The following is a 26,136-nucleotide window of genomic DNA, read 5'->3' on the forward strand; positions in this document are numbered from 1 at the left end:
AAAAAGGGCGTGGAATGTACCGAATGGAACATTAATGGCGCGTATGTTAATCGTTTTATCATTTGTTTGAAAAGCGTTAATAGTATGACGGATTATTAATAATTGCGGTGTTGAAAATGTTTTTTCATCGCATCTCTGGCCTGGCTGCGTCAGGGAAATTCTGTCAGTCTGGCGGTTTTGTCTGAAAGCACAAAAGAGAGGGAATGATGAGTCAACAACCTGTGGTCGCGGTACTGGGATTAGGCGCGATGGGCCATGCGTTTGCCGCTAACCTGTTGAAAAAAGGTTTCACGGTACGCGGCTGGAACCGTACACGCGCCAAAGGCGAAGATCTGCTGGATGCTGGCATCACGCTGGCCGATAGCGCCGCACAAGCGGTGAGTGGCGCAGATGTGGTGATCGCCATGCTGGCCGACGGCGATACCACGCGTCAGGCGCTGAACGACGCCAGCAGCGCGCTTAAGCAGGGCGCGACGATTTGCCAGATGGGCACTATCGGCGTGGAAGCCACCGATCAACTGATCGCCGAATTCAAAAGCGCGCGCCCGGACGTGGTATTTATCGATGCACCGGTTTCCGGCACCAAAGCGCCGGCAGAAAATGCGCAAATTCTGGTGATGGCCAGCGGCGATCAGAGCAAAGCGCAGGCCGCCGAGCAGGTGTTTGCCGCGATTGGTAAAGGCACGCAGTGGCTGGGCGAGGCGGGCGCTAGCTCGCGCATGAAGCTGGTGGTGAATAGCTGGTTGATTGGTCTGATGCAGAGCCTGGCGGAAAGTACGCGTCTGGCGGAAGAGTTTGGTTTCAGCACCGACGATCTGTGGAAAGTGCTGGATGGCGGTCCGCTGGCGGCACCGTACGCCAAAATGAAACTCGGCATGATCGCCAGCGGCGATTTCACGCCGCAGATGCATCTGGTGTGGGCGCTGAAAGACGCCAAACTGGCGCTGGATGCGGCAGGCGACAGCAAACTGCCGGCGCTGGAAAACATCGTAGATGTCTGGCAGCAAGCGGTGGACGCCGGTTACGGCGAGCAGGATCTGGCAGCGGTTTATCAATATCTGAAACGCTAACATGAGTGCGCGACTCAACTTCGACTTCGCCCATCGTCCGCTGGTGCCCTATGCGCATGATTATGCGCATGGCGACGCGGAGCCGTGGCATCACCACGATTGCGCGCAGCTGATCCACACGCTGAGCGGCGTGGTGAAAGTTGAAACGCAGCACGGCAGCTGGATTGTGCCGCCGAGTCGCGGCGTCTGGCTGCCGGCGGGAACGCGTCACGCGCTGCACATCGTCGGTGCAGTCGCTGCGCGCACGCTGTTTGTTGATCCGCTGGCGCGCGCCGATCTGCCCGCCAGTTGTCAGGTGGTACAGATTTCGCCGCTGCTACGTGAGTTGATTGTCAGCGCGCTGGCGCTGCCGGAGCAGTACGTTCCCGGCAGCCGCGCCGAGCGTATTTACGAGCTAATCCTCGATGAAATTCGCGTAATGGATGTGCTGCCGTTTGGCCTGCCGCTGCCGGAAAGCGAGCGTTTGCTGAGTCTGTGCCAGCACATCCAGCAAGCGCCCAGCGAAAACTGGACGCTGGCCCGCGCCGCCACGCAACTCTGCGTGGCCGAACGCACGCTGGCGCGCCATTTCAGCCGCGAAACCGGTTTGCAGTTCAGCGACTGGGTGCGCCGCGCGCGACTGAGCGTGGCGTTAACCCGCTTAGCGCAGGGCGATAGCGTGCTGACGGTGGCGCTCGATCTCGGTTACGACAGCCCAAGCGCCTTCAGTGCGATGTTTCGTCGCGTGCTCGGCGTTACGCCAGCGAACTACTTTCCTGCGGCAGAAAAGCGTGCGCTGCGTTGAGCAGCGCCTGCAATGACGCGCGCGCCACATCGTTATCAATACCCACGCCCCACGCGCGTTCACCGCGTGCGTTAATGCAACTGATGTAAGTGACCGAACGGCTGTCGCTGCGTTTGCCCAGCGTGTGTTCGTGATAATCCTCGATGGTGATGACGATGTCGTAGCGCTGACGCAGCGCGGTGACGGCGGCAGAGAGCAAGCCGTTACCTTTGCCTTCCAGCGTCACCGGCTGCGCGCCCTGTTGCAGTCGCGCTTTGAAACGCGTTTCACCTTTATCGTCGCTGTGGCTTTCCGCTTCCTGCAAACGACGTGCAGGCTGCGTTAAACCGTAATGCTGACAAAACAGCTGCCACAGCGCATGGTGCGTCATCTCCTGACCGTGCTGGTCGGTTTGCTGCTGCACCAGTCGGCTGAAATCCTGCTGCAAGCCGCGCGGCAGTTGCAGGCCGTGATTCTGCTCCAGCAGCCACGCGGCGCCACCTTTGCCTGATTGGCTGTTCACGCGGATCACCGCTTCGTAACTGCAGCCGATATCCAGCGGATCGAGCGGCAGATACGGCATCTGCCACAGGGTTTCTTCACGCTCAGCGCGTTCGGCAAAGCCTTTGCGAATCGCATCCTGATGCGAACCGGAGAAGGCGGTAAACACCAGCTCACCGGCATACGGATGGCGCGGATGCACCGGCAGCTGGTTGCAGCGCGTCACCACTTCCAGCACCTGCTGGATATCGCTGAAATCGAGTTGCGGCGCCACGCCTTGGGTATAGAGATTGAGCGCCAGCGTGACGATATCGACGTTGCCGGTGCGTTCGCCGTTGCCGAACAAACAGCCTTCGACGCGATCAGCACCCGCCAGCAGCGCCAGCTCGGCGCAGGCAATGCCAGTACCGCGATCGTTATGCGGATGCACGCTGATCGACACCTGCGATCGCTGGCTGAAGTGGCGACAGAAATACTCAATCTGATCGGCGTAGACGTTCGGCGTATTCACTTCGACGGTGGCAGGCAGGTTGATGATCATCGGACGCGCCGGTCCCGGCTGCCAAATCGCCGCCACCGCTTCGCAAATCTCCAGCGCAAACTCCGGCTCGGTAAAACAGAAGGTTTCTGGCGAATACTCGAAGGTCCACGCGGTATCCTTTTGTGTTTCGCAGCGGGCGCGAATTTGCCGTGCACCGGCGCAGGCCAGTTCAATAATTTCTGCTTTACTCTGGCGGAACACACGCTCGCGGAACAGCGGCGCGGTGGCGTTGTACAGGTGAACAATGGCGTTCGCTGCGCCACGCAGCGCCTCAAAGGTACGATCGATCAGGTCGCTGCGCGCCTGGGTCAGCACCTGAATCGCCACATCGTCTGGAATGTGGTTTTGCTCAATCAGCAAACGGACAAAATCAAAATCGGTCTGCGATGCCGCCGGAAAGGCCACCTCAATCTCCTTGAAGCCACAGCGCAGCAGCAGTTGCCAGAACTCCAGCTTGCGCGCGCTGTCCATCGGCGTCGCCAGCGCCTGATTGCCATCGCGTAAATCGGTAGAGAGCCAGCGCGGTGCCTGCGTCAGCTGGCGCGATGGCCACTGACGATCGGGTAAGTCGATGACCGGAAGCGGGCGGTATTTTGTAGCGGGTTGCGTGAGCATAACGATCTCCTTGTGATGTTGTATTCAGTCTCACCCAGCAGCACGCGGCCCGGCTCGCGCATTGCTGACAACCACACGCGCAAAAGTGACAACCGCGCGGTCATGCCGTTGGTCGCCATAAATGGCGTAATGCTTATTAGATAAGCTGTGTACTGGCATCGCAGTGGTTCCGCCCGCTAAGCATCTGGCAGTTTCAGAATGCCTGAAGCAGGCGGCCGGGCTAAGGTCCGAAGGCGCGGACCTTAGCAATCCGCGCTTTCGCCGACGTCGTGTCGGCTCATCCTGGCCGTCACTCTGCGCTCGGCGCTGCGGATGGCGCGCAACACCGCTGCCTGTGATGACAGTTCTCAAACTGGTTTTTCGTAGGGTGCGCATTCATGCGCACCTGGTCGCCATAAATGACGACCCTACGGGATTTGTAACGACTGTGAGTCAAAATAATGCATTGATGCAGCAGCGCGGGTGTTGAGGCGTCCTCTTCTCGGTCGCCGCACAAAGTTACTGCAACTGCCCCAGCACATGGCGAACGAAAGCTGCTCCGCGCCTAACTGAGCGGCATCTCACCGCTATATACCATTGTCGGCATATCTCATGCGAAATCGGCATCGGTCATTTGGCGCGCGCGGGTTAGGCTGGGGTTTTGCGCGATGGGATAAAACACAATGAAAAGAGCAGCTTTGGCACTATTGATCGTGGCAGCGAGCGGCGCGGCAGCGGCAGAAACAGTGACGCTACGCATTGCCGATCAGAAGGGAAATATGCACGCGGAAATGGCTGCGGCGCAGCAGTTGAACAATCTCAATTATAAAATCGAATGGGCCGAGTTCCCGGCGGCGGCACCGCTGGCGGAAGCGCTGAATGCCGGTGCGGTGGATGCCGGTATTATCGGCGATGCGCCGCTACTGTTCTCGCTGGCGGCCGGTTCGCAGGTGAAAGCGGTGGCGGTGAGTAAGTCGATACCCGAAGGTTTGGCGGTGCTGGTCAGCCCGGATTCACCCATCAAAACCGTGGCCGAGCTGAAGGGCAAAAACATCGCCACTGGACGCGGATCGATTGGCCATTTTGAGGCGCTTAAAGCGCTGGAGCAGGCGGGCGTCAGCGATAAAGAGGTCAAGTGGCGCTTCTTAACGCCGGCGGATGCACGCATTGCGCTGGCAAACGGCTCGGTGGATGCCTGGTCAACGTGGGATCCCTATACCGCGCTGGCGGAAGTGACCCATACCGGCCGCGTGCTGGTTAACGGCGTCGGGCTGTCCAGCGGCAACAGTTTCCTCGCCGCTACCGACGCTGCACTGCAAGATGAGGCCAAACGCGCGGCGCTGCAGGATTACGTCAATCGCTTAGCGGCGGCCGATCGCTGGGCCAACAGCCATGTCGATGAGTACTCCACTACGTTGGCGAAAATCATCGGCTTCCCGAAAGAAGCGGCGGCGAAATCCTTCTCACGGCGCAAATCGCACTGGCAGAGCATTGATGATGCCACCATCGCCCAGCAGCAGGAGACCGCCGATTTTTACCAGAAATACGGTTTGATCCAGCAGCATCTGGATGTGAAACCAACCTTCTATCACGGCTTAAAGGTTGCGCAGAACTAACCCTTTGTGCGCCTATATTTGGCGAAACAGCAGCGCGCGCGTAGCATGGCGGCATGTTGTTTCGCCAAAGATCTCCCCATGTTGCTAAAAACCTTCGACGGTCATAACGACCTGCTTCTCAATCTGTGGCTGCATCATCGCGATGATCCGGCGCAGGCATTTTTTCACGGCATCGAAAAGGGCCACCTCGATTTTCCGCGCATGCAGCAGGGCGGTTTTGCCGGTGGGCTGTTCGCGATGTTCGTGCCGCCACAGCGTTATGTCAAAGAGGTCGCGCCGCAGCGAGCGGAGGAAAATCTCGAACCGCTTGATATTCTCTGGCAGCAGCTCGACATCCTGAAAACGCTGGCGGCGCAATCTGACGGTCGCGCGCGTTTATGCCTCCGTGCCTCTGATATTGCTGCCTGTCGTGCGGACGGCGTGCTGGCGCTGGTGGCGCACATTGAAGGCGCAGATGGGTTTGATGGCGATGGCGCTGCGCTTGATGCGTTCTATAAAGCGGGCGTGCGCAGCATCGGGCCGTTCTGGAATCTGCCTAATCGCTTTGGCGAAGGCGTCAGTGGATCATTCCCCAACTCGCCGGACAGCGGACCGGGTTTGACCGCACAAGGCGAGCAGCTGATCGACGCAGCCAACCGCCATCGCATGCTGATCGATATGTCGCACATGAACGAGAAAGCCTTCTGGGACACCGCGCGCCTGTCAACTGCGCCGCTGGTGGCGACGCACTCCAATGCGCATGCGCTCTGCGCGCAGCCGCGTAATCTTACTGACGATCAGCTGCGCGCCATTCGCGACAGCGGCGGCGTGGTGGGCGTGAATTTTGGCAACGCTTTCCTGCGCAGCGACGGAAAACGCGACAGCGACACCGCATTGATCGAAATTGTTAAACATGTTGAGCACCTGATCGCGATAATGGGCCGCGATCATGTGGCGCTGGGCTCCGATTTTGACGGCATTAGCGTGCCTGATGCGCTGAAAGATGTCAGTGGATTACCGCATCTTTATGCGTTGTTGCGTTCATTCGACTACGATCAAACAGCACTTGAGCAGCTCGCATGGGGCAACTGGCAGCGCGTGTTGCAACAAATTTGGCAGGATTAGCACAATTCCCTTACCGAATCAGGGTTGATCTGCTCGCTACATTGGCGCAACATCTGCGCGCGTACGGATTGCGATGTGATCTACGTCACAGCCGCAATTCTCTTCAGCAGAGATTTCTCTGCGTTTTTGCTTTATGAGGAAGACCATTATGTGGAAAAAACCTGCGTTTATTGACCTGCGTCTGGGCCTGGAAGTGACTCTGTACATCTCCAACCGCTAAGACTTCTGCCCGCCGTTCGTGCGGGCATTTTGTTTTCTCTCTCTGGTCAACTTTCATGTTTATTAAAGTCCTCGGTTCAGCAGCGGGCGGCGGCTTCCCGCAGTGGAACTGTAACTGTGCCAATTGCAGCGGCCTGCGTAACGGCAGCATCCAGGCGCAGGCGCGCACGCAATCTTCGATCATTGTCAGCGACAACGGTGAAGATTGGGTGTTGTGTAACGCCTCGCCGGACATCAGCCAGCAAATTGCCCACACGCCAGAACTGATCAAAAAGGGTGTGCTGCGCGGCACGGCAATTGGCAGCATCATTCTGACCGACAGCCAAATCGATCACACCACCGGCTTGCTGAGCCTGCGCGAAGGTTGTCCGCATCAGGTATGGTGCACGCCGGAAGTGCATGGCGATCTCACCAGCGGCTTCCCGATTTTCACCATGCTGCAGCACTGGAATGGTGGCTTGCAGCATCATGCGTTAACGCCGCTGGAACCGTTTCGCGTCGATGTCTGCCACAGTTTGCAGTTCACCGCGATTCCGATTCTCAGCAACGCGCCACCGTATTCGCCGTATCGCGATCGCCCGCTGCCGGGCCACAACGTGGCGCTGTTTATTGAAAACACCGCCAACGGCCAAACGCTGCTGTACGCGCCGGGACTGGGTGAGCCGGATGCGGTGATCATGCCGTGGCTGCAAAAAGCCGATTGCCTGTTGATTGATGGCACTGTGTGGCAGGACGACGAGCTGCTCGCTACCGGCGTCGGCAAAAATACCGGCAAAGCGATGGGCCACTTAGCGTTGGCTGAAGAACAAGGTTTGATGGCGCTGCTGGCCGCGCTGCCGGCCAAACGCAAGATTTTGATTCACATTAACAACACCAATCCGATCCTTAATGAGCAATCGCCGCAGCGCGTCTATCTGACGCAGCAGGGCATTGAAGTGAGTTGGGATGGCATGGCGATTCATCTGCAGGAGTTTGCATCGTGATCATTACTGAAGCGTTATCGCCCGCCGCGTTTGAGCAGGCGCTGCGCGATAAAGGCGCGTTCTACCACATTCATCATCCGTATCACATTGCCATGCACAACGGCGATGCGACGCGCGAGCAGATTCAGGGCTGGGTGGCGAACCGCTTCTATTATCAGACCAATATTCCGCTGAAAGACGCGGCGATCATGGCGAACTGCCCGGATGCGGCGACGCGGCGTAAATGGGTGCAGCGCATCCTCGATCACGACGGCAGCAACGGTCACGAAGGCGGCATTGAAGCCTGGCTGCAGTTGGGTGAAGCGGTGGGCCTGGATCGTGAGGTGTTGCTGTCGGAGAAGCTGGTGCTACCAGGCGTGCGCTTTGCGGTGGACGCTTACGTTAACTTTGCGCGTCGTGCAAACTGGCAGGAAGCGGCCTGCAGCTCGCTGACCGAACTGTTTGCGCCGCAGATTCATCAGTCGCGCCTCGACAGCTGGCCGCAGCACTATCCGTGGATCAAAGAGGAAGGCTATTTCTACTTCCGCAGCCGTCTGAGCCAGGCGAACCGCGATGTGGAGCATGGACTGGCGCTGGCGCTTGAGGTGTTCACCAGCGCCGAACAGCAGAACCGCATGCTGGAGATCCTGCAGTTCAAGCTCGATATTCTCTGGACCATGCTCGATGCCATGACCATGGCGTATGCGCTGCAACGTCCGCCTTATCATACGGTCACCGATCAGGTGTCCTGGCACAGCACAAGACTGGTATAACAATATGAAAGATAATGTGATTCCCGCTTTCCGTCGCGGCTACCGCATGCAGTGGGAAGCGGCGCAAGACAGCCATGTGGTGCTCTATCCTGAAGGCATGGCCAAACTGAACGAAACCGCTGTGGCGATCCTCGAGCTGGTGGATGGCAAACAGGATGTGGCGGCGATTGTTGCCACGCTGGATGCGCGTTTCCCGGATGCGGGCGGCGTCGGCGATGACGTTAAAGAGTTCCTGCAATCAGCCATCGAACAAAAATGGATACAGTGTCGTGAACCCGAGTAAAAGCGTGACGCCGCCGCTGTGGCTGCTGGCAGAACTGACCTATCGCTGCCCGCTGCAGTGTCCGTATTGTTCCAATCCGCTGGATTTTTCCCAGCAGGAGAAAGAGCTGACCACCGAACAGTGGATTGAGGTGTTTCGTCAGGCGCGCGCCATGGGCAGCGTGCAGCTCGGTTTTTCCGGCGGCGAACCGCTGACGCGTAAAGACCTGCCGGAACTGATCCGCGCCGCGCGCGATCTCGGTTTCTACACCAACCTGATCACCTCCGGCATTGGCCTGACGGCGAAAAAACTCGACGCCTTTGCCGATGCCGGGCTCGATCATATTCAGATCAGTTTCCAGGCCAGCGATGAAACGCTCAACGCCGCGCTGGCCGGGTCGAAAAAGGCCTTCCAGCAGAAGCTGGAGATGGCAAAAGCGGTGAAAGCACACGGCTATCCGATGGTGCTGAACTTTGTGCTGCATCGCCACAATATCGACCAGATCGACAAAATCATCGATCTCTGTATCGAACTGGAAGCCGATGATGTTGAGCTGGCAACTTGCCAATTCTACGGCTGGGCGCAGCTCAATCGCGAAGGTTTGCTGCCGACGCGCGAGCAGATCGCCAACGCCGAAGCGGTGGTGGCCGATTATCGTCAGCGCATGAGCGCCACCGGTAATCTCACCAATTTGCTGTTCGTGACGCCGGACTACTACGAAGAGCGCCCGAAACCCTGCATGGGCGGTTGGGGATCGATCTTCCTTAGCGTCACGCCAGACGGCACCGCGTTGCCGTGCCACAGCGCGCGTCAGCTGCCGGTCGAGTTCCCGTCGGTGCTGGAACGCACGCTGGACGATATCTGGTATAACTCCTTTGGTTTCAACCGCTATCGCGGCTTTGACTGGATGCCGGAGCCGTGTCGCTCCTGCGATGAGAAAGAGAAAGACTTTGGCGGCTGTCGCTGTCAGGCCTTTATGCTGACCGGCAATGCGGATAACACCGATCCGGTGTGCAGCAAATCGCCGCATCACGGCAAGATCCTCGAAGCACGGCGTGAAGCCAACTGCAGCGATATCAAAATCCAGCAGCTGCAGTTTCGCAATCGCAGCAACTCCGAACTGATCTTTAAGCAGCGCGTCACCTGATGAAGGCGCGCCAGCTGACGCTCGCCAACGGCCTGCGCTGCCATCTTTATCATCAGCTGGACGCGCGTGAGGCGGCGGCGCTGCTGCGCGTGCAGGCCGGGAGTCTGGATGAAGCCGATCGCTGGCCGGGTTTGGCGCATCTGCTGGAACATCTGCTGTTCTGCGACAGTGAAGGTTTTAACGGCGAGGATCGCCTGATGCCGTGGCTGCAGCAGCAGGGCGGACAGGTGAATGCCACCACACAGTTGAGCCGCAGCGCCTATTTCTTTCAGCTCCCAGCTTCAGCGTTGTCAGCAGGCGTGCAGCGGCTGTGCGATATGCTGGCGTCGCCATTGCTGTCGACGCAGGCCATTCAGCAGGAAGCGGCGGTGATTGAGGCAGAGTATCAACTGCTGCAAAACCATGCCGACACGCTGAGTGAAGCCGCCATCTTAAATAAGCTAAAGGGACGCTTTCAACGCTTCCGTGTCGGCAGTCGGCTTGCGTTTGGTGACAATGTCACGGAGTTGCAATCCGCGTTACGCGATTTTCATTGCCGCTTCTATCGCGCTGAAAATATGGAGCTTTGGCTGCAAGGGCCGCAATCGCTTGACGAGCTAACGCAGCTGGCGGCACGCTATGGCGGCAGTTTGCTGGCGGGTGGAGAACGCGCTGCGGCTGTAGAACCCGCGCTGCTGCCCGGCGATCGTTTGCTGCAATTAGGCGGTGAAGAAAACTTCTGGCTGACGTTATTGATCCCGGGCGATGAACAGACTGTTCGTGACAATGTCACCTTGCTTAAGAGGTTCTGGCAAGACGAAGCGCCGTGCAGTTTGCTGGCGCAATTGCGGGCTGAGGCGCTATGTGAAGCCCTTGACGTGCAATGGTTATGGCAAGATGAGCAACACGCATTTTTGGCGCTGCGTTTTAGCGCAACGCGCATTTCTTCGGAACTGGCGCAACAGATTGAACAACGCGTTTGGCAGCATCTGGCTGCGTTAATCGAGTGTAATGCGATTCAGCTGCAGCATTACGCGCAACTCGCGCAGCAGGACTTCGCGGCCTTGTCGCCGCTGGAACAGTTGCGCGGCCACGCGTTGGGTTTCGCGCCTGGTTTAGCGGTTTCAGATAACTTCACGGATTTTGCCGCCGCGTTGCCGTGTTGGCCGCGCACGCGTCTGCTCACGCAGCACCACATCGACGGCGCACCGCATCAGACGCAAGGCTTTACTCTGCAACTGGCCGAGTGGCTGCCGGCGTTGCCGGATGCGACAGAATCCGCAGTGTTTCACTTCTATCCCGCTTCGGCGGAAATTCAGTTCCCCCGTCTTCCGCCGGTGGCGCAGCAACTGCCGCTGATTGCACCGGTAAAACAGGTTGAGACGTTGCTGCTGCGTCCGGCGTTTTATCAAACCTTGAGCGATGAAGAAGCGCAGGCGCGGCAGCGCCAGTTGCGTCCAGTGCTCGCAGAACTGCGCCACGCCGGCGGCAATGGCACCTGGCAACAAACGCAGGGAAGCTGGCAGTTGCTGCTCAATCTGCCCGCATCCGAAGACCGTGCATTGTTAAGCGTGTATCAGGCATTACGGGCGCTGAACACACCGGTGCTTACGCAATCCGTAGCGACAACGCACTCCATCGTCATTCGTCAGCTGCTCGCCGCTTTGCCAACTTGCTTGATTAAGCCATCGCCCTCGCCGCAATGGCTGGCGGCATGGTGCGGCACCAATAGCGCATTAAGCCAGCGCGTGGCGCATCTGCTCAGCGATTTTGCGCCGGATCTGGCGCGCTACACGCCGCCCGCAAAATTACAACGCGGCATTGTGCCCATCGACTGCGACGGACCCGATCAGGCTCTGTTGCTGTTTATGCCGTTACCGCACGCCGACGATGCCGCCCTGGCCGCTTTACGCGTGCTGGCGCTAATGCTGGAAACGCGTTTCTTCCAGCGGCTGCGCGTGGATCAGCAAATTGGTTATGTGGTGTCGGCGCGTTATCAACGGGTGGCAGATGTGGATGGCTTAATGCTGGCACTGCAATCGCCGGATATCACCTGGCGCGCGTTGCTGGGTCACTGCAAACGCTTTATGCGTGAGATGGTTGCCGAGATCGCGGCAGTTTCCCCTGAAAAGCTGGCGGCATGGCAGGCAAGCTTACTAACGCAGTGCGCAAGCAAAGACAATGGCGATGCCGCACTCGAAACCCTGCGCCAGCAGCACGGCCTGGCGACGCTCAATCGCGCTGCCATTCAGGCTCTGACGCTGCCGCAGCTTGAGCAACTGCACCAGCGTCTGCTGCGCGAACGGCATCGCTGGTTGATTTTGGTGACCAGGTGCGCATAAATGCGCACCCTACAAAACCTGCATCGTTGTCGTAGGGTCGTCATTTATGGCGACCAGGTGCGTATAAATGCGCGCCCTACGAAACCCGCACCGTTGTCGTAGGGTCGCCATTTATGGCGACCAGGTGCGCATAAATGCGCGCCCTACAAAACCCCGAGGCTACATCTCCCGCCAAAACTTCTTCTTACTGGTTTTACCAATCCCCGGATTACAGCTGTTGGTGGGATCGAGCTGTTTCCAGTGCTCGACATGTTCACACGATGCCTGATAAAGATGTCCAACATTGTGCTCGGCGGGATACTTCGCGCCGCGCTGTTCCAGATAGCGCTTCACCTCTTCCTTAAACACTTTCGCGTCGTAACCCGGTTTCAGCACGTAATCCTGATGATTGACGAAGCAGAAAAAGTGCCCGCAGCATGAATCAACCTGCACCTGGGCCGCCAGATGATCCGGCAGCGTCAAACGCCATGCATCGTCATTGCGGCGCAGCGCCACGTCAAATGCCACCAGCCGTTCGTTGGGGTTGTAGCCCAGCGCATCGCAGTAGGAAATGGTGCAACCGCCCACGCCGAAACGCACCAAAAACGCATCCGCCGCTTCACGCGAATTACAGTGGAAAAAGCCACCTGGCTGCTCAGCAAAGAACTGCTGTAACAAGCTTTGTAATTCTGCGGTTTGCGGCGACTCCACTTTGATCATCAGATGATGTTGATACTCGCTGCGGTAATCCATGATGCGCGGCGCGATAAAGCTCGGCGTTAGCTGGTTGAAAAATTGCAGCACCCGATCAACAAAATTGCGCGGCAGGAATTTCAGGTGGCTGACGCGCACATCCCATTTGGCTTTATTGGCCATCATCTGCGGAATGGCCTGCGGACCCAGTTTGCGGATCGCCAAATACATATGCTTGGCGTAGCGCACGGTTAAATCGAAGGCGTTGCGATGAATATATTCCGCCTGCAACGGCAGCTCGCTCATCTTCGTTAGCAGGAAACGGCGCAGCGCCACCAGCACGCTCTCATCGTTAGTGCCGATGTAAAAGGTATCGCTGCCGGTGCTGGCTTCAAAGGTCGGCAAGCGCACGGCAAACACTACCACTTTGCCGGCGCTGCCCGAGCTGTCGTGCAGGTAACGCAGATCGCCATTGAAACGCGCCGGGGAATCTGCGGCCACATCTCGCAGGCGGTCGGCATAATCATCCGCCCAGATTTTTCCCTGCCAGTCGGGCTGCTCGCCGGTTTGATACCGCTGCTGCGCCAGGTTTTCCAGCATCACTTCTGGCGTGTCGCCCAACTCGATGCCGAGATGATTGACCATCTCTAAACGACCATCGTCATGAATGCGGGCGAACAAGGATTTTTCGGTGAAAGCGGGGCCGCGCCGAATCAGTGAGCCACCGGAGTTATTACAGATGCCGCCGACCACCGAAGCGCCGATGCAGGATGATCCAATCACCGAGTGCGGTTCACGACCCAGCGGCTGCAAGGTGTGCTCCAGTTCGGTCAAGGTGGTGCCAGGGAAAGCAATCACCTGACGCGCCTGATCGATCACCTGCACGCCTTTGAGCTGGCGGGTACTGATAATCACTATATCGCGGTCATAATCATTGCCGTCGGGCGTTGAGCCGCCGGTAACACCGGTATTCGACGCCTGCATCAGCACAATGACATCGTGCGCCACGCAAACCTGCAGCGTTTGCCACAGCTGCAACAGTGTTTGCGGTAACGCCACCGCCAGCGCTTCACCGCGTCCGACGCGGAATCCCTTTATGTACCAGGCTTTATCATCCGCATGGGTTAATACCTGTTTCTCGTCAATCACCTCTGCCAACTTACGCAACATATCCTTCTGCATGCTCATTTTTTCTCTTCTTTATTCTTTATCTGCCACGGTATTGGACAAGTGCATCGGCATTGAGTCAATCATTCACTGGCCCTGACGCATAAATAACGCACGTAATCATTATCCCTTTATCTGATACGGAATAAGCGTCAGGAACCGATAAAAATGCGCGGGAAATCACAAAATAGATCGAAAGAAAAACAGCGAGTAGGGTGTTTATTTAAGTCGCCGGTTTTACTGCGCAAAATGAATATAACTATATGATTTTATTTGTTATTAATGATTTAAGGTGAAAAGTGACATGTGATTTATATCACAAAATCTAGCCTGTATTGGATGCTGTCAATGATCTCACTCGGGGAATTCATCGCAAAAGTGTGACATTCGTTGCAAATAACAATGTCGTTAATCGGAAGAATGAATTCCAGACGCACAGCATAAAGGGTGATGACAATGAGAATTGGCATAGTGATCAGCGGTGGCGATGTTACCGGGATTAATAACTTTGTGTATCAAATATCGCGCTTAACTAAGGCGGAAATGGTGTTATTTAACGGTGGCATTCCGGGCTTGCTGGAAAACAATCACCAGGAAATATCCCAGCGCGATTTAGTGGATTACGCCATCGCTGCTATTCCGGTGATGCAATCGGGACGAACCAATAGAAAATTAATTCGTCCAGAATATGAAACCATCGCCAAACATCTTAAGTCGCTGCGCATCGATGTATTAATTATGGCGGGCGGCGATGGCTCATTACAATTCCTGCATACGCTAAGCGAATTTGGCGTTAACTGTTTTGGCGTCGGCATGACCATCGATAACGATGTGTTTGGCAGTGATTACAGCATCGGTTTCTCCACCGCCTGCGAGCAGGTTTTAAAAGAGGTGGCGAAATTACGCAATACCGGCCGCGCCTTAACCGGTCGTGTGTTTATGGTGGAGCTGCTTGGCGGTTATTGCGGTGAATTAACCTTGCAGTCGGCGATCAAATCCAATGCGGATTTCGCGCTGATCCCGGAATGCCAGATTGCGCCACAAGAGCTGGCCGAGCGCATCACGCAGCGGCTGGCGGCGCAGAACAGCGTGATTATTTTGTGTTCGGAAGGCTACACCCGTGAATATTCGCCGGGCTTTCAGGGCGCTATCGATACCTTAATTAAACAAATTGAACCGTTAATTGGTGTGCGTATTCGTAAAACAATTATCGGTTATGGCCTGCGTAATGGCGATCCTACCTGTGAAGAGATTTATCAGGGCACCATTATGGCCAGTGAAGTCGCGCGTTGTATTCAGTCGGGAATGCGCAACAAAGCGGTGATTATTAATGGCAGTAATCGACCGATTCCGATTGATTTAATAAGCATGAAAAAACGCCTGGTCGATACGGAAGGGCATCATTATAAACTCGCTAAACAACTGCAAATTCTGTGAGGAAATAGCCATGCTGAAAATATTATGTGTCTGTGGATGTGGTTTGGGTTCAAGCTTTGCGATTGAGATGAGCGCCAAGTCAGTATTAAAGAAACTCGAAATTGATGCTGATATCGATCACACCACCATTTCTGAAGCCAACGCCTTTAAATCCGACATGATTTTAACCCAGAAAGCCTTTGCTGATGTGTTAAATGCCGATGCCAGCCCGGAACAGATTAAACGGGTGATTATTCTCAATAAGCTGACCGACAAAGCGGAAATTGAAGAGAAAATCGTGGCGTTTATGAAAGAACGTAACTTAAAGGTTGCTAATCATGAATAGTGTGATCGACTTCCTGGTAAAAGACTTATTAGGGCAGGCATCAATTCTGATCGCCTTTATTGCCCTGATTGGTCTGCTACTGCAAAAAAAATCAGCGGGCAAGGTGGTGGAAGGCACCTTTAAAACCCTGCTTGGTTTCTTAATTATGATGGCCGGTATCAACATTATTGTCGGTACGCTGACCTTCCTGAACACCATTTTCACCCACGGTTTTGGCATGCAGGGTTATATCACCGACGTTGCCGCCATTGCCGGGTTAGCAAACCGCGAGCTGGGTTCAGAAGTGGCGCTGACGCTGTTGGTGATCTTTATCGTCAACATCATCATTGCGCGTCTGACACCGTTCAAATACATCTTCCTTACCGGTCAGGCGCTGCTGTGGATGGCGACCATCGGTGCGGTGATTGGCTATAAAGCGGGGCTAACAGGCTTACCTCTGATCCTTACCGGCGGCATCTTTGGCGGCATTATGGCGGTCGTGATGCCTGCACTGGCACAACCGGTGGTGCGTCGTATCACCGATTCCGACGACGTGGCGCTCGGTCACTTCTGCACCATCGGCTACCTGCTGACGGCGGCGGTGGCGAAGGTGGTGGGCAAAGGTTCGCGCTCCACGGAAGACCTCAAACTGCCCGACAACTTAAAATTCCTGCAGGACACTTATCTGTCGATGGCGGTGGTGATGGTGCCGATGTACCTGATTCCTGCGGTCGCCGCCGGTCCGGAATTTATCGGCCAGTACAGCAACGGCATGAACTATCTGATGTACGCCTTTATGCAGTCGATTCAATTCGTGTGCGGTGTGTTTGTGCTGTATAGCGGCGTGCGTCTGCTGCTGAACGAACTGGTACCGGCTTTCCGTGGTATCGCCATGCGTCTGGTTCCGGATGCGAAACCGGCGCTCGACTGCCCGGTGATGTTCCCATACGCCCCGAATGCGGTGATCGTCGGCTTCCTCGCCACCACGCTGGGTTCGGTGGTGGGCATGCTGGTGTTCCCGATGTTTGGTCTGGCGATGATTCTGCCAGGTCTGCTGACCAACTTCTTTGCCGGTGGCACCGCAGGCGTGTTTGGTAATGCGCTTGGTGGTCGTCGCGGGGCGATGATCGGCGGTTTCGTGCACGGTCTGTTCATCACCTTCCTGCCGGCGATTCTGGTGCCGATGCTGGAAAGTTACGGTTTTACCGGCGTCACCTTCAGTGATTCGGATGTCATCAGTACCGGCCTGGTGCTCGGCCATGCATTCCAGAATAACTGGCTGTTCGTCGCGCTGTTTATTGCCTTCATTACTCTCATCGCCTGGTTTGTTAACGGAAAATCCACTAAGTCTAAATCCCATGAGGAAAAGCTCCATGAAACTTTATAACTTTACCGATCTGTTACAGGTGGCTAAAGAACGTGAATTTAAAGCGCTCGGTTCCTTTAATTTGCACTGCCTGGAAATGCTGCCGGCCTTTTTTAAAGCGGCGGAGAAAACCAATAGTCCATTAATGATTCAGATCTCAACCGGCACCGCCAAATATCTCGGACACAAATTATTGGTGGATGCGATTCGCTCACTGTCAGAAAGCCGTAACGTGCCGACCTGTTTGCACCTCGATCACTGTTCGGATTTAGACGCGATTCAAACTGCGCTGGATGCAGGCTTCAGTTCAATTATGTATGACGGCTCACATTTGCCGATTGAAGAGAACATCGCCAATACGCGACGTGTTATTGATATGGCGCGCCCGCTGGCTGTTTCGGTAGAAGCTGAACTGGGCGCGATTGGCGGCTCGGAAGATGGCAAAGAAGTGGAAATGAACGATGCGGCGTTTACCACCGTCGATGAAGCCAAACGCTTTGTCGATGAAACCGGCGTCGATATGCTGGCCATCTCCATCGGTACCGTGCACGGCTTGTATACCGGCAAAGCGCATATTCAGCATCAGCGCCTGGCGGATATCACCGATGCCACTAAAACGCCGCTGGTGCTGCACGGCGGAACCGGCGTCAGCGATGAAGATATGCGTCTTGCGGTGCGCAGCGGCATTGAGAAAGTCAACGTCGGCACCGAGATGAATGTGCAGTGGGTCGCAAACTGCAAGCAGACATTTGAAAAGGGCAAGGTCAACGACAGCGTGCGTAATTTCCTTGTGCCGGCCAACGATGCCGTAACCAATGTGCTGGTAGAAAAGATTCAGCTGTTCCGCTAATTCCGACTCACTCATGACGTAATAACCTGAGGTGCCCGGCGCCATTCGGGGCAGGAGACGCTATGTTTGGATTCTTGAAAAAGGGCTCCGATAATAAGAGCCAGGATTCACAGGAAATAGATCTTCAGGCTGAAACCATCAGCGGGAAAATAAGTGAACTGGAACAACAGTTAGCCAATAACCCGCAGGCGACAGAGACGCAAAAACAATTAATGCTGGAATATAATCGTGCATTAAATATCTTTGCGAAAAGCCGCCGCTTTCGTCAGGAAATTGATCCGCTGTTTGTCAAAATCGATGAACTGCGCAACACCATTCGCAAATCATTTTAAGGAGGCAGTATGAGTATTAAACAGCTGCTGCAGGAGGCAAGTGCGATTCAGGTGGGGATCAGCGCCAGGGATTGGCGCGAGGTGATCGCGCTGGCGGCGCTGCCGCTGGTGAACGGCGGTTACATCAAAGCCAGTTATCCGGAAGCGGTGATCGCCAACACGCTGGAGCATGGCGCTTATTACGTGTTTGAGGAGGGCATCGCCATTCCCCATGCGCGGCCGGAAACCGGCGTGCTGAAAGATTGTTTCAGCATGATTGTGCTGGATGAGCCGATTTCCTTCGACGGCAGCGACAAAGCCGATATTGTGATTATGTTCGGTGCGCGTGACAGCAACGCCCACATTGAAGAGGGCATCCGCGCGATTGTCACGCTGCTGGAAGATGAGGAGACGCTGGTGCGCTTGCGCAACGCCAGCAGTGCTGCGGAGGTGATAGAGATCCTATGACAACCGACACTGAAGAGAAGATGGTGGTGCTGGTGAACGGCATTCCGGCTTCCGGCAAAAGCACCCTGACGCGCGCGCTGGCCGAGCAATTCGGTTTTCCGGTGTTGACGCTGGATAGCCTGAAAGAGCCGTTTATGGCCAGCTTTGCGCCGGTGGATCGCCTGCGCAATCGACAGCTAGGCTGTGCGGCGTATCAGGCGATCTGGCAAGTGGTGGCGCAAGCGCCGACGCGTTGCATCTATGTTATCGATGCCTGGTTTGGCTTCCAGCCGAAAGAGGTGTTGCAGCAAGGATTGCAACAGGCGGGCGTGACGCGGGTGCTGGAGTTGTGGCTGGCGATCACGCCAGATGAGGCGGTGGCGCGTTATCAGGCACGTTTAACCGATCGCATGCCGGGACATCCGGGCGCGGAGTATCTGCCAGAACTGCGCAAGCTGGCGGAAACCGCCCAGCCGATGGCGCTGGGTCCGGTGTTGCAGCTTAACGCGCGCAACCCGGACCAGGCGGCGGCCTGCGCCTGGTTGCAGCGCCAACTGCGGCTGCCGATCAGCGCTCAACCGGCTTTATCGGCCTCGGGTTGAAAAACGCGTGCGCTGAGAAAGTCGATCAGCGCACGTACTTTTGGCGACGGATATTTACTGGCGGGCCACAACAAATGGAATACGTTACGGTGGCAGGCGAAGTCGCTCAATACTTCACGCAGCGTGCCTTGTGCCAGTGCCTCACGAATAGAGAAATCCGGCAGCATGGCGATGCCTAAGCCACGCATAGCAAAGCAGACGCGGGTTTCTATGTTGTTACAAATCATGGTGGTGGGCAGCGTCAGTTCCTGTTCATCTTCGTAACCGCGCAGTACCCAGCGCTCAAGCTTGCCCGTGGTGTTGAAGCGATAGTGCAAACAAGCGTGCTGAGTCAACTCTTCAGGCGTTTTGGGTTCACCATGTCGGGCCAGATAGTCCGGCGATGCGACTGCAACAGAGTAGGCATAGCCCAGTTTACGCGCCGACAACCGTGAATCCATTGGCGGACCGCCGCGCATCACTGCGTCATACCCTTCGGCAATCACATCTACCACGCGATCGCTGAAATCCAGATCGAGCTGAATCTCCGGATATGCCCGCATAAAATCCCCCAATACCGGCAAGATCAGCGATCCTACAATCGGCAGACTCAGTTTCAAACGCCCACTTGGGCGCCCAGCGGCCTGTGACAGTTCGCTTTCGGCAGCCTCAATCTCCGCCAAAATGCGGCGACTGCGCTGCAGGAAAAGGGAGCCTTCGGCAGTCAGCGTGATGCTACGTGTGCTGCGGTGAAACAGCCTGACACCGAGTTTCTCCTCCAGCCGCGCCACACTTTTCCCCACCGCAGAAGCAGAGATCCCCAAATGACGCCCGGCAGCAACAAAGCTGCGGGTTTCAGCGACCTGCACGAACACCACAAACCCGTTCAGACTGTCCATGTGATTCCGCCATTGCGGACATTATTGTCCGTTAAGTCGAGAAATATACCCCGCTTTTTCCGTAATTGAGAAGTGGCTACTGTGATGTCATTCATTATTGAGGAGAGAAAAGCATGCAGGGTTTACTTCAGACTGTGATTCAGCAGGCGCTGGACCAGCAGCGTTTAGTCGGGGTAGAGGTGATGGTCGCGCAGCGCGGCGAGATTATTTATCACCAGGCGGCGGGATGGGCCGATCGGGAAAATCAGCGTCCGATGGCGAAAAGGGGGCATTTCCGTCTCGCGTCGATGAGCAAACTGATCGTTTCCACCGCTGCAATGGTGCTGGTGGCGCAAGGCAGTGCGGCTACCATTAGCTTGTTAGGCGCGTTTGTTAATGAACTGCGTGACGCGGTGTATCAGGGGTTGTGGGAGGAACAATGAGAGATCGCTTACCGTTGATTCCGCTGCTGGCGCTAAGTCTGGCGGCGTTTGTCACCATTGTTACCGAAGCACTTCCCGCCGGATTATTGACGCCGATGGCGCAGGATTTTGCCATTTCAGCCGCTGCGGCTGGGCAGAGCATAACCGCCTATGCGGTGGGCTCCTTTCTGGCCGCCATCCCGCTGATGACACTGTTGCAAGGAATGCGCCGCCGCCGTTTATTGTTGTTAACGCTGGCCGGTTTTACCGTGGCGAATCTGGTGACGGCCATTGCCCGTGATTACACCTTGCTGCTAGTGGCGCGCACGGTTGCAGGCGCTGCAGCAGGCGTACTTTGGGCGCTGCTGGCGGGCTACGCGGCAGCGATGGCGCCTGCGCAGCAAAAGGGCAAAGCAATTGCCATTGCGATGGCCGGCACGCCGCTGGCGCTTTCCATCGGCGTACCGCTTGGCACTTTTGTCGGTAATGCCATCGGCTGGCGCGAGAGTTTTATGGCGCTCAGTGCGTTGTCACTGCTGTTGATGCTGGTGCTGCGTCTGACCGCACCGGAGCAGCCGGGACAATCGGGCCAGCAACGAAGGCCACTGCGTGCTGTGTTGCGTTTACCCGGCGTGCGCAGCGTATTGTTATTGGTGCTTTGCATCGTTCTGGCGCACAACATTCTCTACACCTACATCTCACCTTTCTTGCAACCTGCGGGCTTAATGGCGCGAACTGACGCGATACTGCTGCTGTTTGGCCTCTGCTCGCTGGTCAGCATCGTTGTCACCGGCATATTCGTCGACCGATTTTTACAGCCGCTCACGCTAATCAGCATCGGCCTTTTCATGGTGGCTGCGTTTTTGCTGCAACTGAATGCGGCGAGCGTGCAGCTGGTGTGGCTGGCGGTGGCATTGTGGGGATTGGCATTTGGTGGGGCGGCGACGCTGTTGCAAACCGGCATGGTGAATCGCGCCGGTGCCGCGACCGATGTCGCGCAATCGATGCTGGTCACGGTGTGGAATCTGGCGATGGCTGGCGGCGGCATGATCGGTGGCGTGTTACTGCAAAATCTCGGTATCGGCAGTTTTGCCCCGGTGTTATTGCTGTTGTTGGTCATTGCGTTGGGCATTGCCTGGTGGTCAGGTCAGCGCGGGGTGCAGGCCAGCGTTAATCATTTGTCGTGATAATAACCGCATGATTTGTCAATGCATATCCGGCAGTATCAACCAAGCTTTTGTGATTACGCTCACAGAGGAAAGCATGATGAATATCGATCTACACGGAAAAACAGCCTTAGTTACCGCATCAACCGGCGGTATCGGTTTTGCCATTGCACAAGGTCTGGCGGCCAGCGGGGCGGAAGTGGTGCTGAACGGGCGCAGTGAAGCCTCGGTGAGTCGTGCGCGCGAGAAGCTCAACGGCTTAGTCGCGGGGGCGAAAATTCATACCTTCATCGCCGATCTCGGCAGTGCACAAGGTGTTAAGCAACTGCTCAACGGTTTGCCGCCAATCGATATTCTGGTGAATAACGCTGGGATTTACGGTCCGCAGGATTTTTATCAAGTGGATGACGAAACCTGGGATGCCTATTGGCAAACCAATGTGATGTCCGGTGTGCGCCTGTCGCGGGCTTTATTGCCGGAGATGGTGAAACGCGGTTGGGGCCGCGTGGTGTTTATCTCTTCAGAGTCAGCACTGAATATTCCCGCCGATATGCTGCATTACGGCGTAAGTAAAACCGCGCAGCTGTCGCTGGCGCGCGGGCTGGCGAAAGTGGTGGCGGGCAGCGGCGTGACGGTGAACAGCGTGTTGCCGGGCCCAACGCTCTCCGATGGTTTTGCTGCCATGATGGAAGATGAAGTGAAACGCACCGGTAAGCCGCTGGAAGAGTTGGCGAAAGAGTTTGTGATGGCTCAGCGTCCGAGTTCGGTGATCCAGCGTGCTGCTACGGTGGAAGAGGTGGCGAACATGGTGGTGTATGTTTGTTCGAAACAGGCATCCGCGACGTCCGGTGCCGCGCTGCGCGTCGATGGCGGCGTGGTGGATGACATTGTTTAGCCGGGTGCGGTGATTGACAAGGTCGCCATGAATGGCGACCCTACGACGCTCGCACCACAAAGACAAAAGTTTACACAGCAAAGCTTGGTGTTTCTGCTGCGGATGCTTAAAATGCCCGCACTTTTCTCTGAGGCTGCGGCATGACGATATCGCTATCACGCGCAAAATGGATTCTGGCACTGGTTTGTCTGGTGCTGGCGTTTTGTCTCGTCCAGCGCAGCTTCAATTTGCCTTCCGCACCTTTAGCGCAGGTCAGCGCGTCCGCGCAAACTCACAGCAGTGACGATGCCAGCGGCAGTGAAAAACCTTGTGCGCTGAGCGCCAAATCGCTGAGTGCCGCTGCACCCATCCTTGATACCGCATTGCCTTTCCTGCTGTTGTTGCTGGCGCTGATCGCCACCTTTACACAAACCACCACTTCCGTCGGCTATCGCCGCGCACCGCTGTTTCCGCCTCTGCGACGGCGGCATCTGACCTTCTGCGTCTTCCGGGAATAACACCTGCGCGTTACATCGCGTAAACCCTGTTATTCACTGGAGAATTCACATGACTGTATTGATCAGGAGCCTGTTGCTCCTGCTGGCGAGCTGCGCGATTACTGCGCAGGCGGCAGACACCGGCTGGCTGCGTAATGCGCAAAATAGCCATGCCGAAGTGCGCCTGCGCAGCGCCAGCCACAACGATAATCAGCAACTGCTGCTGGATATTCGCCTGCAACCTGGCTGGAAAACCTACTGGCGTACGCCAGGCGAAGGCGGCGTTGCGCCGGAAATCCGTTGGCAAACGCCGGATGTAAAGGCGCAGTGGTTCTGGCCTGCGCCCGAACGTTTTGACGTTAGCGGCTTGACCACACAAGGCTACAAAGGCGATATCACGCTGCCGATCGAACTGGCGAAACTGTCGAGCCAACAGCTCGCGGGAACGCTGACGCTCTCGACCTGTAGCGATGTCTGCATCCTCACCGACTTCCCCTTCAGCCTCGATCTGACGCAGCCCGCTGACGCCGATTTTGCCCGCGATTTCGCCGAAGCGATGGGACGCATTCCGGCCGCTAGCGGCTTAACCGATCAACTCGACGCCAGCTTTGTGAATGGCGAATTGCAGATTCGCGCACAGCGTCAGGGCGGCTGGCAACAACCTGAACTGTTCTTCGATTATCCGCAGGGCAGCATGCTGGCGGCACCGCAAATCAGTGTGAAAGGCGACACGCTCAGCGCACGCGTGGCGGTCACCGATGAATGGGGCGAAGCGGCTCCGGATCTGCGCGGCAAAACGTTGTCGCTGGTGGTGGCCGATGGTGGGATTGCGCAGCAAAGCGCGATAAATATTGGCGCGGAAGCGTTGGTATCCGGCGATGGCGCGCAGACCTTATGGTCGGTGTTGCTGCTGGCGCTGCTCGGTGGCTTGCTCCTCAACCTGATGCCGTGTGTGTTGCCGGTGCTGGCGATCAAACTCAGCAGCCTGGTGCAGCAGCAAGGGCAAACGCAGCGTCAGACGCGCCAGCAGTTTCTCGCTTCCAGCGCCGGGATCATTTTCTCCTTCCTGCTTTTGGCGCTGCTGATGACCGGACTCCGTCTCAGCGGGCAGGCGCTTGGCTGGGGCATTCAGTTCCAGAGCAGCGGCTTCCTGCTGGTGATGGTGTTGGTGATGTTCCTGTTCAGCGCCAGTCTGTTTGATCTGCTGCATTTCCGCTTGCCGTCGGGTTTGAATACCAAACTGGCGACGCAGGGCGGCGACGGCTTGCTTGGTCACTTCGGTCAGGGCGCGTTTGCCACCTTGCTGGCTACGCCGTGCAGCGCGCCGTTTCTCGGTACAGCGGTGGCTTATGCGCTGACGTCACCGCTGCCGCAGCTGTGGCTGCTGTTTGTCGCGCTCGGCGTCGGCATGAGTTTGCCGTGGCTGCTGGTGGCGGCGTTACCGGGCATGGCGCGCTGTTTGCCGCGTCCGGGGCGCTGGATGGTGCATCTGCGCAGCGTGCTCGGCCTGTTTATGCTGCTCGCCACCTTCTGGCTGGTGACATTGCTGGTACCGCATTGGGGCAGCACCTTCGCGCTGTTGCTGGCGGGTATGTTACTCGCGGTGTTGTGTGGCTGGCTGGTGAAGCGTCGCGCGCTGCAGCAGGTGGGCGTGGTGTTTATCACTCTGACGCTGGCCGGTGCGCTGTTCCTGATGACGCGCATCACGCCGGAAGAGGAGACGCTGCACTGGCAGCCATTGACCGAAGCGGCGATCCATCAGGCACTCGAGCAGAATAAACGGGTGTTTGTCGATGTCACCGCCGACTGGTGCATCACCTGCAAAGTGAACAAATCCCGCGTTCTGAATCAGCCCGATGTGCGTGCTGCGCTAAAAGCCGATGACGTGGTGCTGCTGCGCGGCGACTGGACGCAGCCCGATCCTGCCATCGGTGAATTCCTGCGCCGCCGCGACCGCGTGGCGATCCCTTTTAACCAAATTTATGGCCCGGCACTGCCGCAAGGCCAGATTTTGTCACCGCTGCTGAGTCGTGAAGCGGTGATCTCCACTCTCTCTGAGGCGAAAAAATAATGAAGAAATCCCTGTTACTGCCACTGATGTTCCTTGCCATGCCTGCACTGGCGGCCGCGCCTTTTACCCCTGAGCAGGAAGCGCGTATTAAAGAACTGATCCGTGAAACCCTGGTGCAAAATCCGTCGATTCTGGCGGAAGCCGCTGATGCGTTTGATAAAGAGGCCGCACAACAGCAGCAAAATGTGGTGGCGCAGATGGTGAAGAAAAACCACGATGCGCTGTTCAATGATGCCGGTTCACCGCGCATTGGTGCTGAGAAACCGGCGCTGACGCTGGTCTACTTCACCGATTACAACTGCGTATTCTGCAAGAAGTTTGAAGCCGATATCGAAAAACTGCTGAAAGCGCATCCGCAGGTCGCGGTGGTGATTAAACCGCTGCCGTATCGCTCTGAAACCTCACTCACCTCGGCGCGTCTGGCGCTCACCGTGTGGGAGCAGCAGCCGAAAAACTTCCTCAAATTGCATGAACGTTTGATGGCGAAAAAGGGCAATCACGATACCGCTAGCATCGACGCGGCGCTGGAGAAAACCGGCATAAAGCTGAAAGAGCCAAGCAAAGTGAGCCTCGACACCATCAACAGCAACCTGACGCTGGCGCAGCAGCTCGGCGTACAGGGCACTCCAGCGACGCTGGTCGGCGACCAGATGATCAGTGGCGCGGTGCCGTATGAGCAACTGGAAGCGGCAGTGAAAGGCGCGCTGCAGGCGAAGCCATGAGTCGACTAAAGCGCTTGCTGCGTGAGGCGCTGCTCTTAGTGCTGATTGTCGCGGCGGCGCTGTGGGGCATGGATTGGCTGCGTGCACCGCAGCTGCCTGCCGACCTGGCGCAACAGCCGCTCACCTCGCTGCAAGGCGAGGTTAATCTGGCGGAGCTCAGTCAGGATCGTCCATTGCTGGTTTACGTCTGGGCAAGCTGGTGCGGCGTATGCAAACTCACCACGCCAACCGTGGCGGCGATGAGCCAGCAAGGTTACAAGGTGGCGAGCGTGGCGCTGCGATCCGGTAACGATACGCGCGTAGCAACCTGGCTGGAGAAGAAAGGGCTGCAAGGCGTGGCGATCAACGATGAGAGCGGGACGATCGGCCAGCGCTGGGATATTCAGGCCACGCCGACCTTTATCGTGCTGCATCAGGGCAAAGTCATTAGCACCAGCAGCGGCTGGACCAGCGCTTGGGGGCTGAAGCTGCGCCTCTGGTGGGCTTCCCGCTAGTCTC

General features: G+C 56.7%; 27 protein-coding genes. 24 read left to right on the top strand and 3 right to left on the bottom strand.

Translation table 11 applies throughout. From position 1 onward, the window contains the following. Positions 1-206 precede the first annotated feature (206 nt). Positions 207-1,070 carry an NAD(P)-dependent oxidoreductase gene (locus tag NR302_RS08980; RefSeq protein WP_258145176.1) on the top strand — a complete coding sequence of 288 codons (864 nt, stop codon included), beginning with the start codon at positions 207-209 and terminating at the stop codon, positions 1,068-1,070. A 1-nt stretch (position 1,071) separates the two neighbouring features. After that, positions 1,072-1,854, top strand: a complete 783-nt coding sequence (locus NR302_RS08985; RefSeq protein WP_258145034.1) for a helix-turn-helix transcriptional regulator — start codon at positions 1,072-1,074, stop codon at positions 1,852-1,854. On the opposite strand, the gene leuA is transcribed toward NR302_RS08985, so the two are convergent. Beyond that, complete coding sequence (gene leuA / locus NR302_RS08990; RefSeq protein WP_258145035.1) at positions 1,805-3,490, bottom strand: 2-isopropylmalate synthase; 1,686 nt, start codon at positions 3,488-3,490, stop codon at positions 1,805-1,807. The two genes, NR302_RS08985 and leuA, sit on opposite strands and share 50 nt — an antisense overlap. Positions 3,491-4,152: 662 nt before the next feature. On the opposite strand from leuA, the gene NR302_RS08995 reads away from it, so the two are divergent. The 8 genes from NR302_RS08995 (at position 4,153) to pqqF (ending at position 11,873) form a co-directional block, all read left to right on the top strand. Continuing rightward, complete coding sequence (locus NR302_RS08995; protein ID WP_258145036.1) at positions 4,153-5,085, top strand: ABC transporter substrate-binding protein; 933 nt, start codon at positions 4,153-4,155, stop codon at positions 5,083-5,085. A 78-nt stretch (positions 5,086-5,163) separates the two neighbouring features. Continuing rightward, on the top strand, positions 5,164-6,189 hold the full coding sequence (locus NR302_RS09000) for a dipeptidase (RefSeq protein ID WP_258145037.1): 1,026 nt from the start codon (positions 5,164-5,166) through the stop codon (positions 6,187-6,189). 148 nt (positions 6,190-6,337) lie between these two features. Continuing rightward, positions 6,338-6,409, top strand: coding sequence for a pyrroloquinoline quinone precursor peptide PqqA (gene pqqA, locus NR302_RS09005; protein WP_002905689.1), 72 nt, complete (start codon positions 6,338-6,340; stop codon positions 6,407-6,409). 55 nt (positions 6,410-6,464) lie between these two features. Further along, the gene (gene pqqB, locus NR302_RS09010; RefSeq protein WP_258145038.1) at positions 6,465-7,391 is read left to right on the top strand and encodes a pyrroloquinoline quinone biosynthesis protein PqqB; all 927 of its coding nucleotides are present in this window, start codon (positions 6,465-6,467) and stop codon (positions 7,389-7,391) included. Beyond that, positions 7,388-8,143, top strand: a complete 756-nt coding sequence (gene pqqC, locus NR302_RS09015; protein WP_179451032.1) for a pyrroloquinoline-quinone synthase PqqC — start codon at positions 7,388-7,390, stop codon at positions 8,141-8,143. Before pqqB ends, pqqC begins: the two co-directional genes overlap by 4 nt. Positions 8,144-8,147: 4 nt before the next feature. Then, positions 8,148-8,426, top strand: coding sequence for a pyrroloquinoline quinone biosynthesis peptide chaperone PqqD (gene pqqD, locus NR302_RS09020; protein ID WP_061720121.1), 279 nt, complete (start codon positions 8,148-8,150; stop codon positions 8,424-8,426). Next, entirely contained in the window at positions 8,413-9,552 is a 1,140-nt protein-coding gene (gene pqqE / locus NR302_RS09025) for a pyrroloquinoline quinone biosynthesis protein PqqE (RefSeq protein WP_258145039.1), read from the top strand. Before pqqD ends, pqqE begins: the two co-directional genes overlap by 14 nt. Further along, positions 9,552-11,873 (top strand): pyrroloquinoline quinone biosynthesis protein PqqF, encoded by a 2,322-nt coding sequence (gene pqqF / locus NR302_RS09030; RefSeq protein WP_258145040.1) that lies wholly within the window; start codon positions 9,552-9,554, stop codon positions 11,871-11,873. The genes pqqE and pqqF overlap by 1 nt, the downstream gene beginning before the upstream one ends. Positions 11,874-12,032: 159 nt before the next feature. Here the strand turns inward: pqqF and dld are convergent, their stop codons facing one another. Then, positions 12,033-13,733 carry a D-lactate dehydrogenase gene (gene dld, locus NR302_RS09035; RefSeq protein WP_258145041.1) on the bottom strand — a complete coding sequence of 567 codons (1,701 nt, stop codon included), beginning with the start codon at positions 13,731-13,733 and terminating at the stop codon, positions 12,033-12,035. Positions 13,734-14,168: 435 nt separating this feature from the next. On the opposite strand from dld, the gene NR302_RS09040 reads away from it, so the two are divergent. The 7 genes from NR302_RS09040 to NR302_RS09070 all read left to right on the top strand — a co-directional run bounded on the left by NR302_RS09040 (position 14,169) and on the right by NR302_RS09070 (position 19,029). Beyond that, positions 14,169-15,149 (top strand): 6-phosphofructokinase, encoded by a 981-nt coding sequence (locus NR302_RS09040; RefSeq protein ID WP_258145042.1) that lies wholly within the window; start codon positions 14,169-14,171, stop codon positions 15,147-15,149. A gap of 10 nt (positions 15,150-15,159) precedes the next feature. Then, entirely contained in the window at positions 15,160-15,474 is a 315-nt protein-coding gene (locus NR302_RS09045) for a PTS sugar transporter subunit IIB (protein ID WP_008110086.1), read from the top strand. Then, on the top strand, positions 15,467-16,840 hold the full coding sequence (locus NR302_RS09050) for a PTS sugar transporter subunit IIC (protein ID WP_258145043.1): 1,374 nt from the start codon (positions 15,467-15,469) through the stop codon (positions 16,838-16,840). The genes NR302_RS09045 and NR302_RS09050 overlap by 8 nt, the downstream gene beginning before the upstream one ends. Then, positions 16,827-17,669 carry a class II fructose-bisphosphate aldolase gene (locus NR302_RS09055; RefSeq protein WP_008110083.1) on the top strand — a complete coding sequence of 281 codons (843 nt, stop codon included), beginning with the start codon at positions 16,827-16,829 and terminating at the stop codon, positions 17,667-17,669. The genes NR302_RS09050 and NR302_RS09055 overlap by 14 nt, the downstream gene beginning before the upstream one ends. Positions 17,670-17,731: 62 nt before the next feature. After that, entirely contained in the window at positions 17,732-18,001 is a 270-nt protein-coding gene (locus NR302_RS09060; RefSeq protein ID WP_008110081.1) for a hypothetical protein, read from the top strand. A gap of 9 nt (positions 18,002-18,010) precedes the next feature. Beyond that, positions 18,011-18,448, top strand: a complete 438-nt coding sequence (locus tag NR302_RS09065) for a PTS sugar transporter subunit IIA (RefSeq protein ID WP_091003163.1) — start codon at positions 18,011-18,013, stop codon at positions 18,446-18,448. Further along, positions 18,445-19,029 (top strand): AAA family ATPase, encoded by a 585-nt coding sequence (locus tag NR302_RS09070; RefSeq protein WP_061720113.1) that lies wholly within the window; start codon positions 18,445-18,447, stop codon positions 19,027-19,029. Before NR302_RS09065 ends, NR302_RS09070 begins: the two co-directional genes overlap by 4 nt. On the opposite strand, the gene NR302_RS09075 is transcribed toward NR302_RS09070, so the two are convergent. Continuing rightward, positions 19,002-19,907, bottom strand: coding sequence for a LysR family transcriptional regulator (locus NR302_RS09075; protein WP_258145044.1), 906 nt, complete (start codon positions 19,905-19,907; stop codon positions 19,002-19,004). The genes NR302_RS09070 and NR302_RS09075 overlap by 28 nt on opposite strands. A gap of 113 nt (positions 19,908-20,020) precedes the next feature. On the opposite strand from NR302_RS09075, the gene NR302_RS09080 reads away from it, so the two are divergent. The 7 genes from NR302_RS09080 (at position 20,021) to NR302_RS09110 (ending at position 26,132) form a co-directional block, all read left to right on the top strand. After that, complete coding sequence (locus NR302_RS09080) at positions 20,021-20,329, top strand: serine hydrolase domain-containing protein (RefSeq protein WP_308713894.1); 309 nt, start codon at positions 20,021-20,023, stop codon at positions 20,327-20,329. Further along, the gene (locus NR302_RS09085) at positions 20,326-21,495 is read left to right on the top strand and encodes an MFS transporter (RefSeq protein ID WP_258145045.1); all 1,170 of its coding nucleotides are present in this window, start codon (positions 20,326-20,328) and stop codon (positions 21,493-21,495) included. Before NR302_RS09080 ends, NR302_RS09085 begins: the two co-directional genes overlap by 4 nt. Before the next feature lie 79 nt (positions 21,496-21,574). Then, positions 21,575-22,369: an SDR family NAD(P)-dependent oxidoreductase gene (locus NR302_RS09090; RefSeq protein WP_154183430.1), complete on the top strand. Its 795-nt coding sequence runs from the start codon at positions 21,575-21,577 to the stop codon at positions 22,367-22,369. A gap of 140 nt (positions 22,370-22,509) precedes the next feature. Beyond that, on the top strand, positions 22,510-22,866 hold the full coding sequence (locus NR302_RS09095) for a hypothetical protein (RefSeq protein ID WP_154152305.1): 357 nt from the start codon (positions 22,510-22,512) through the stop codon (positions 22,864-22,866). A gap of 49 nt (positions 22,867-22,915) precedes the next feature. Beyond that, a complete protein-coding gene (locus NR302_RS09100; RefSeq protein ID WP_258145046.1) occupies positions 22,916-24,916 on the top strand; it encodes a protein-disulfide reductase DsbD in 2,001 nt (666 codons plus the stop codon). Further along, complete coding sequence (locus NR302_RS09105; protein WP_258145047.1) at positions 24,916-25,638, top strand: DsbA family protein; 723 nt, start codon at positions 24,916-24,918, stop codon at positions 25,636-25,638. Before NR302_RS09100 ends, NR302_RS09105 begins: the two co-directional genes overlap by 1 nt. Beyond that, positions 25,635-26,132: a protein disulfide oxidoreductase gene (locus NR302_RS09110; RefSeq protein WP_258145048.1), complete on the top strand. Its 498-nt coding sequence runs from the start codon at positions 25,635-25,637 to the stop codon at positions 26,130-26,132. Before NR302_RS09105 ends, NR302_RS09110 begins: the two co-directional genes overlap by 4 nt. The last annotated feature ends 4 nt before the right edge of the window (positions 26,133-26,136 follow it).

Source organism: Pantoea sp. SOD02, assembly GCF_024707505.1.
GTDB classification, from domain to species: domain Bacteria; phylum Pseudomonadota; class Gammaproteobacteria; order Enterobacterales; family Enterobacteriaceae; genus Pantoea; species Pantoea symbiotica.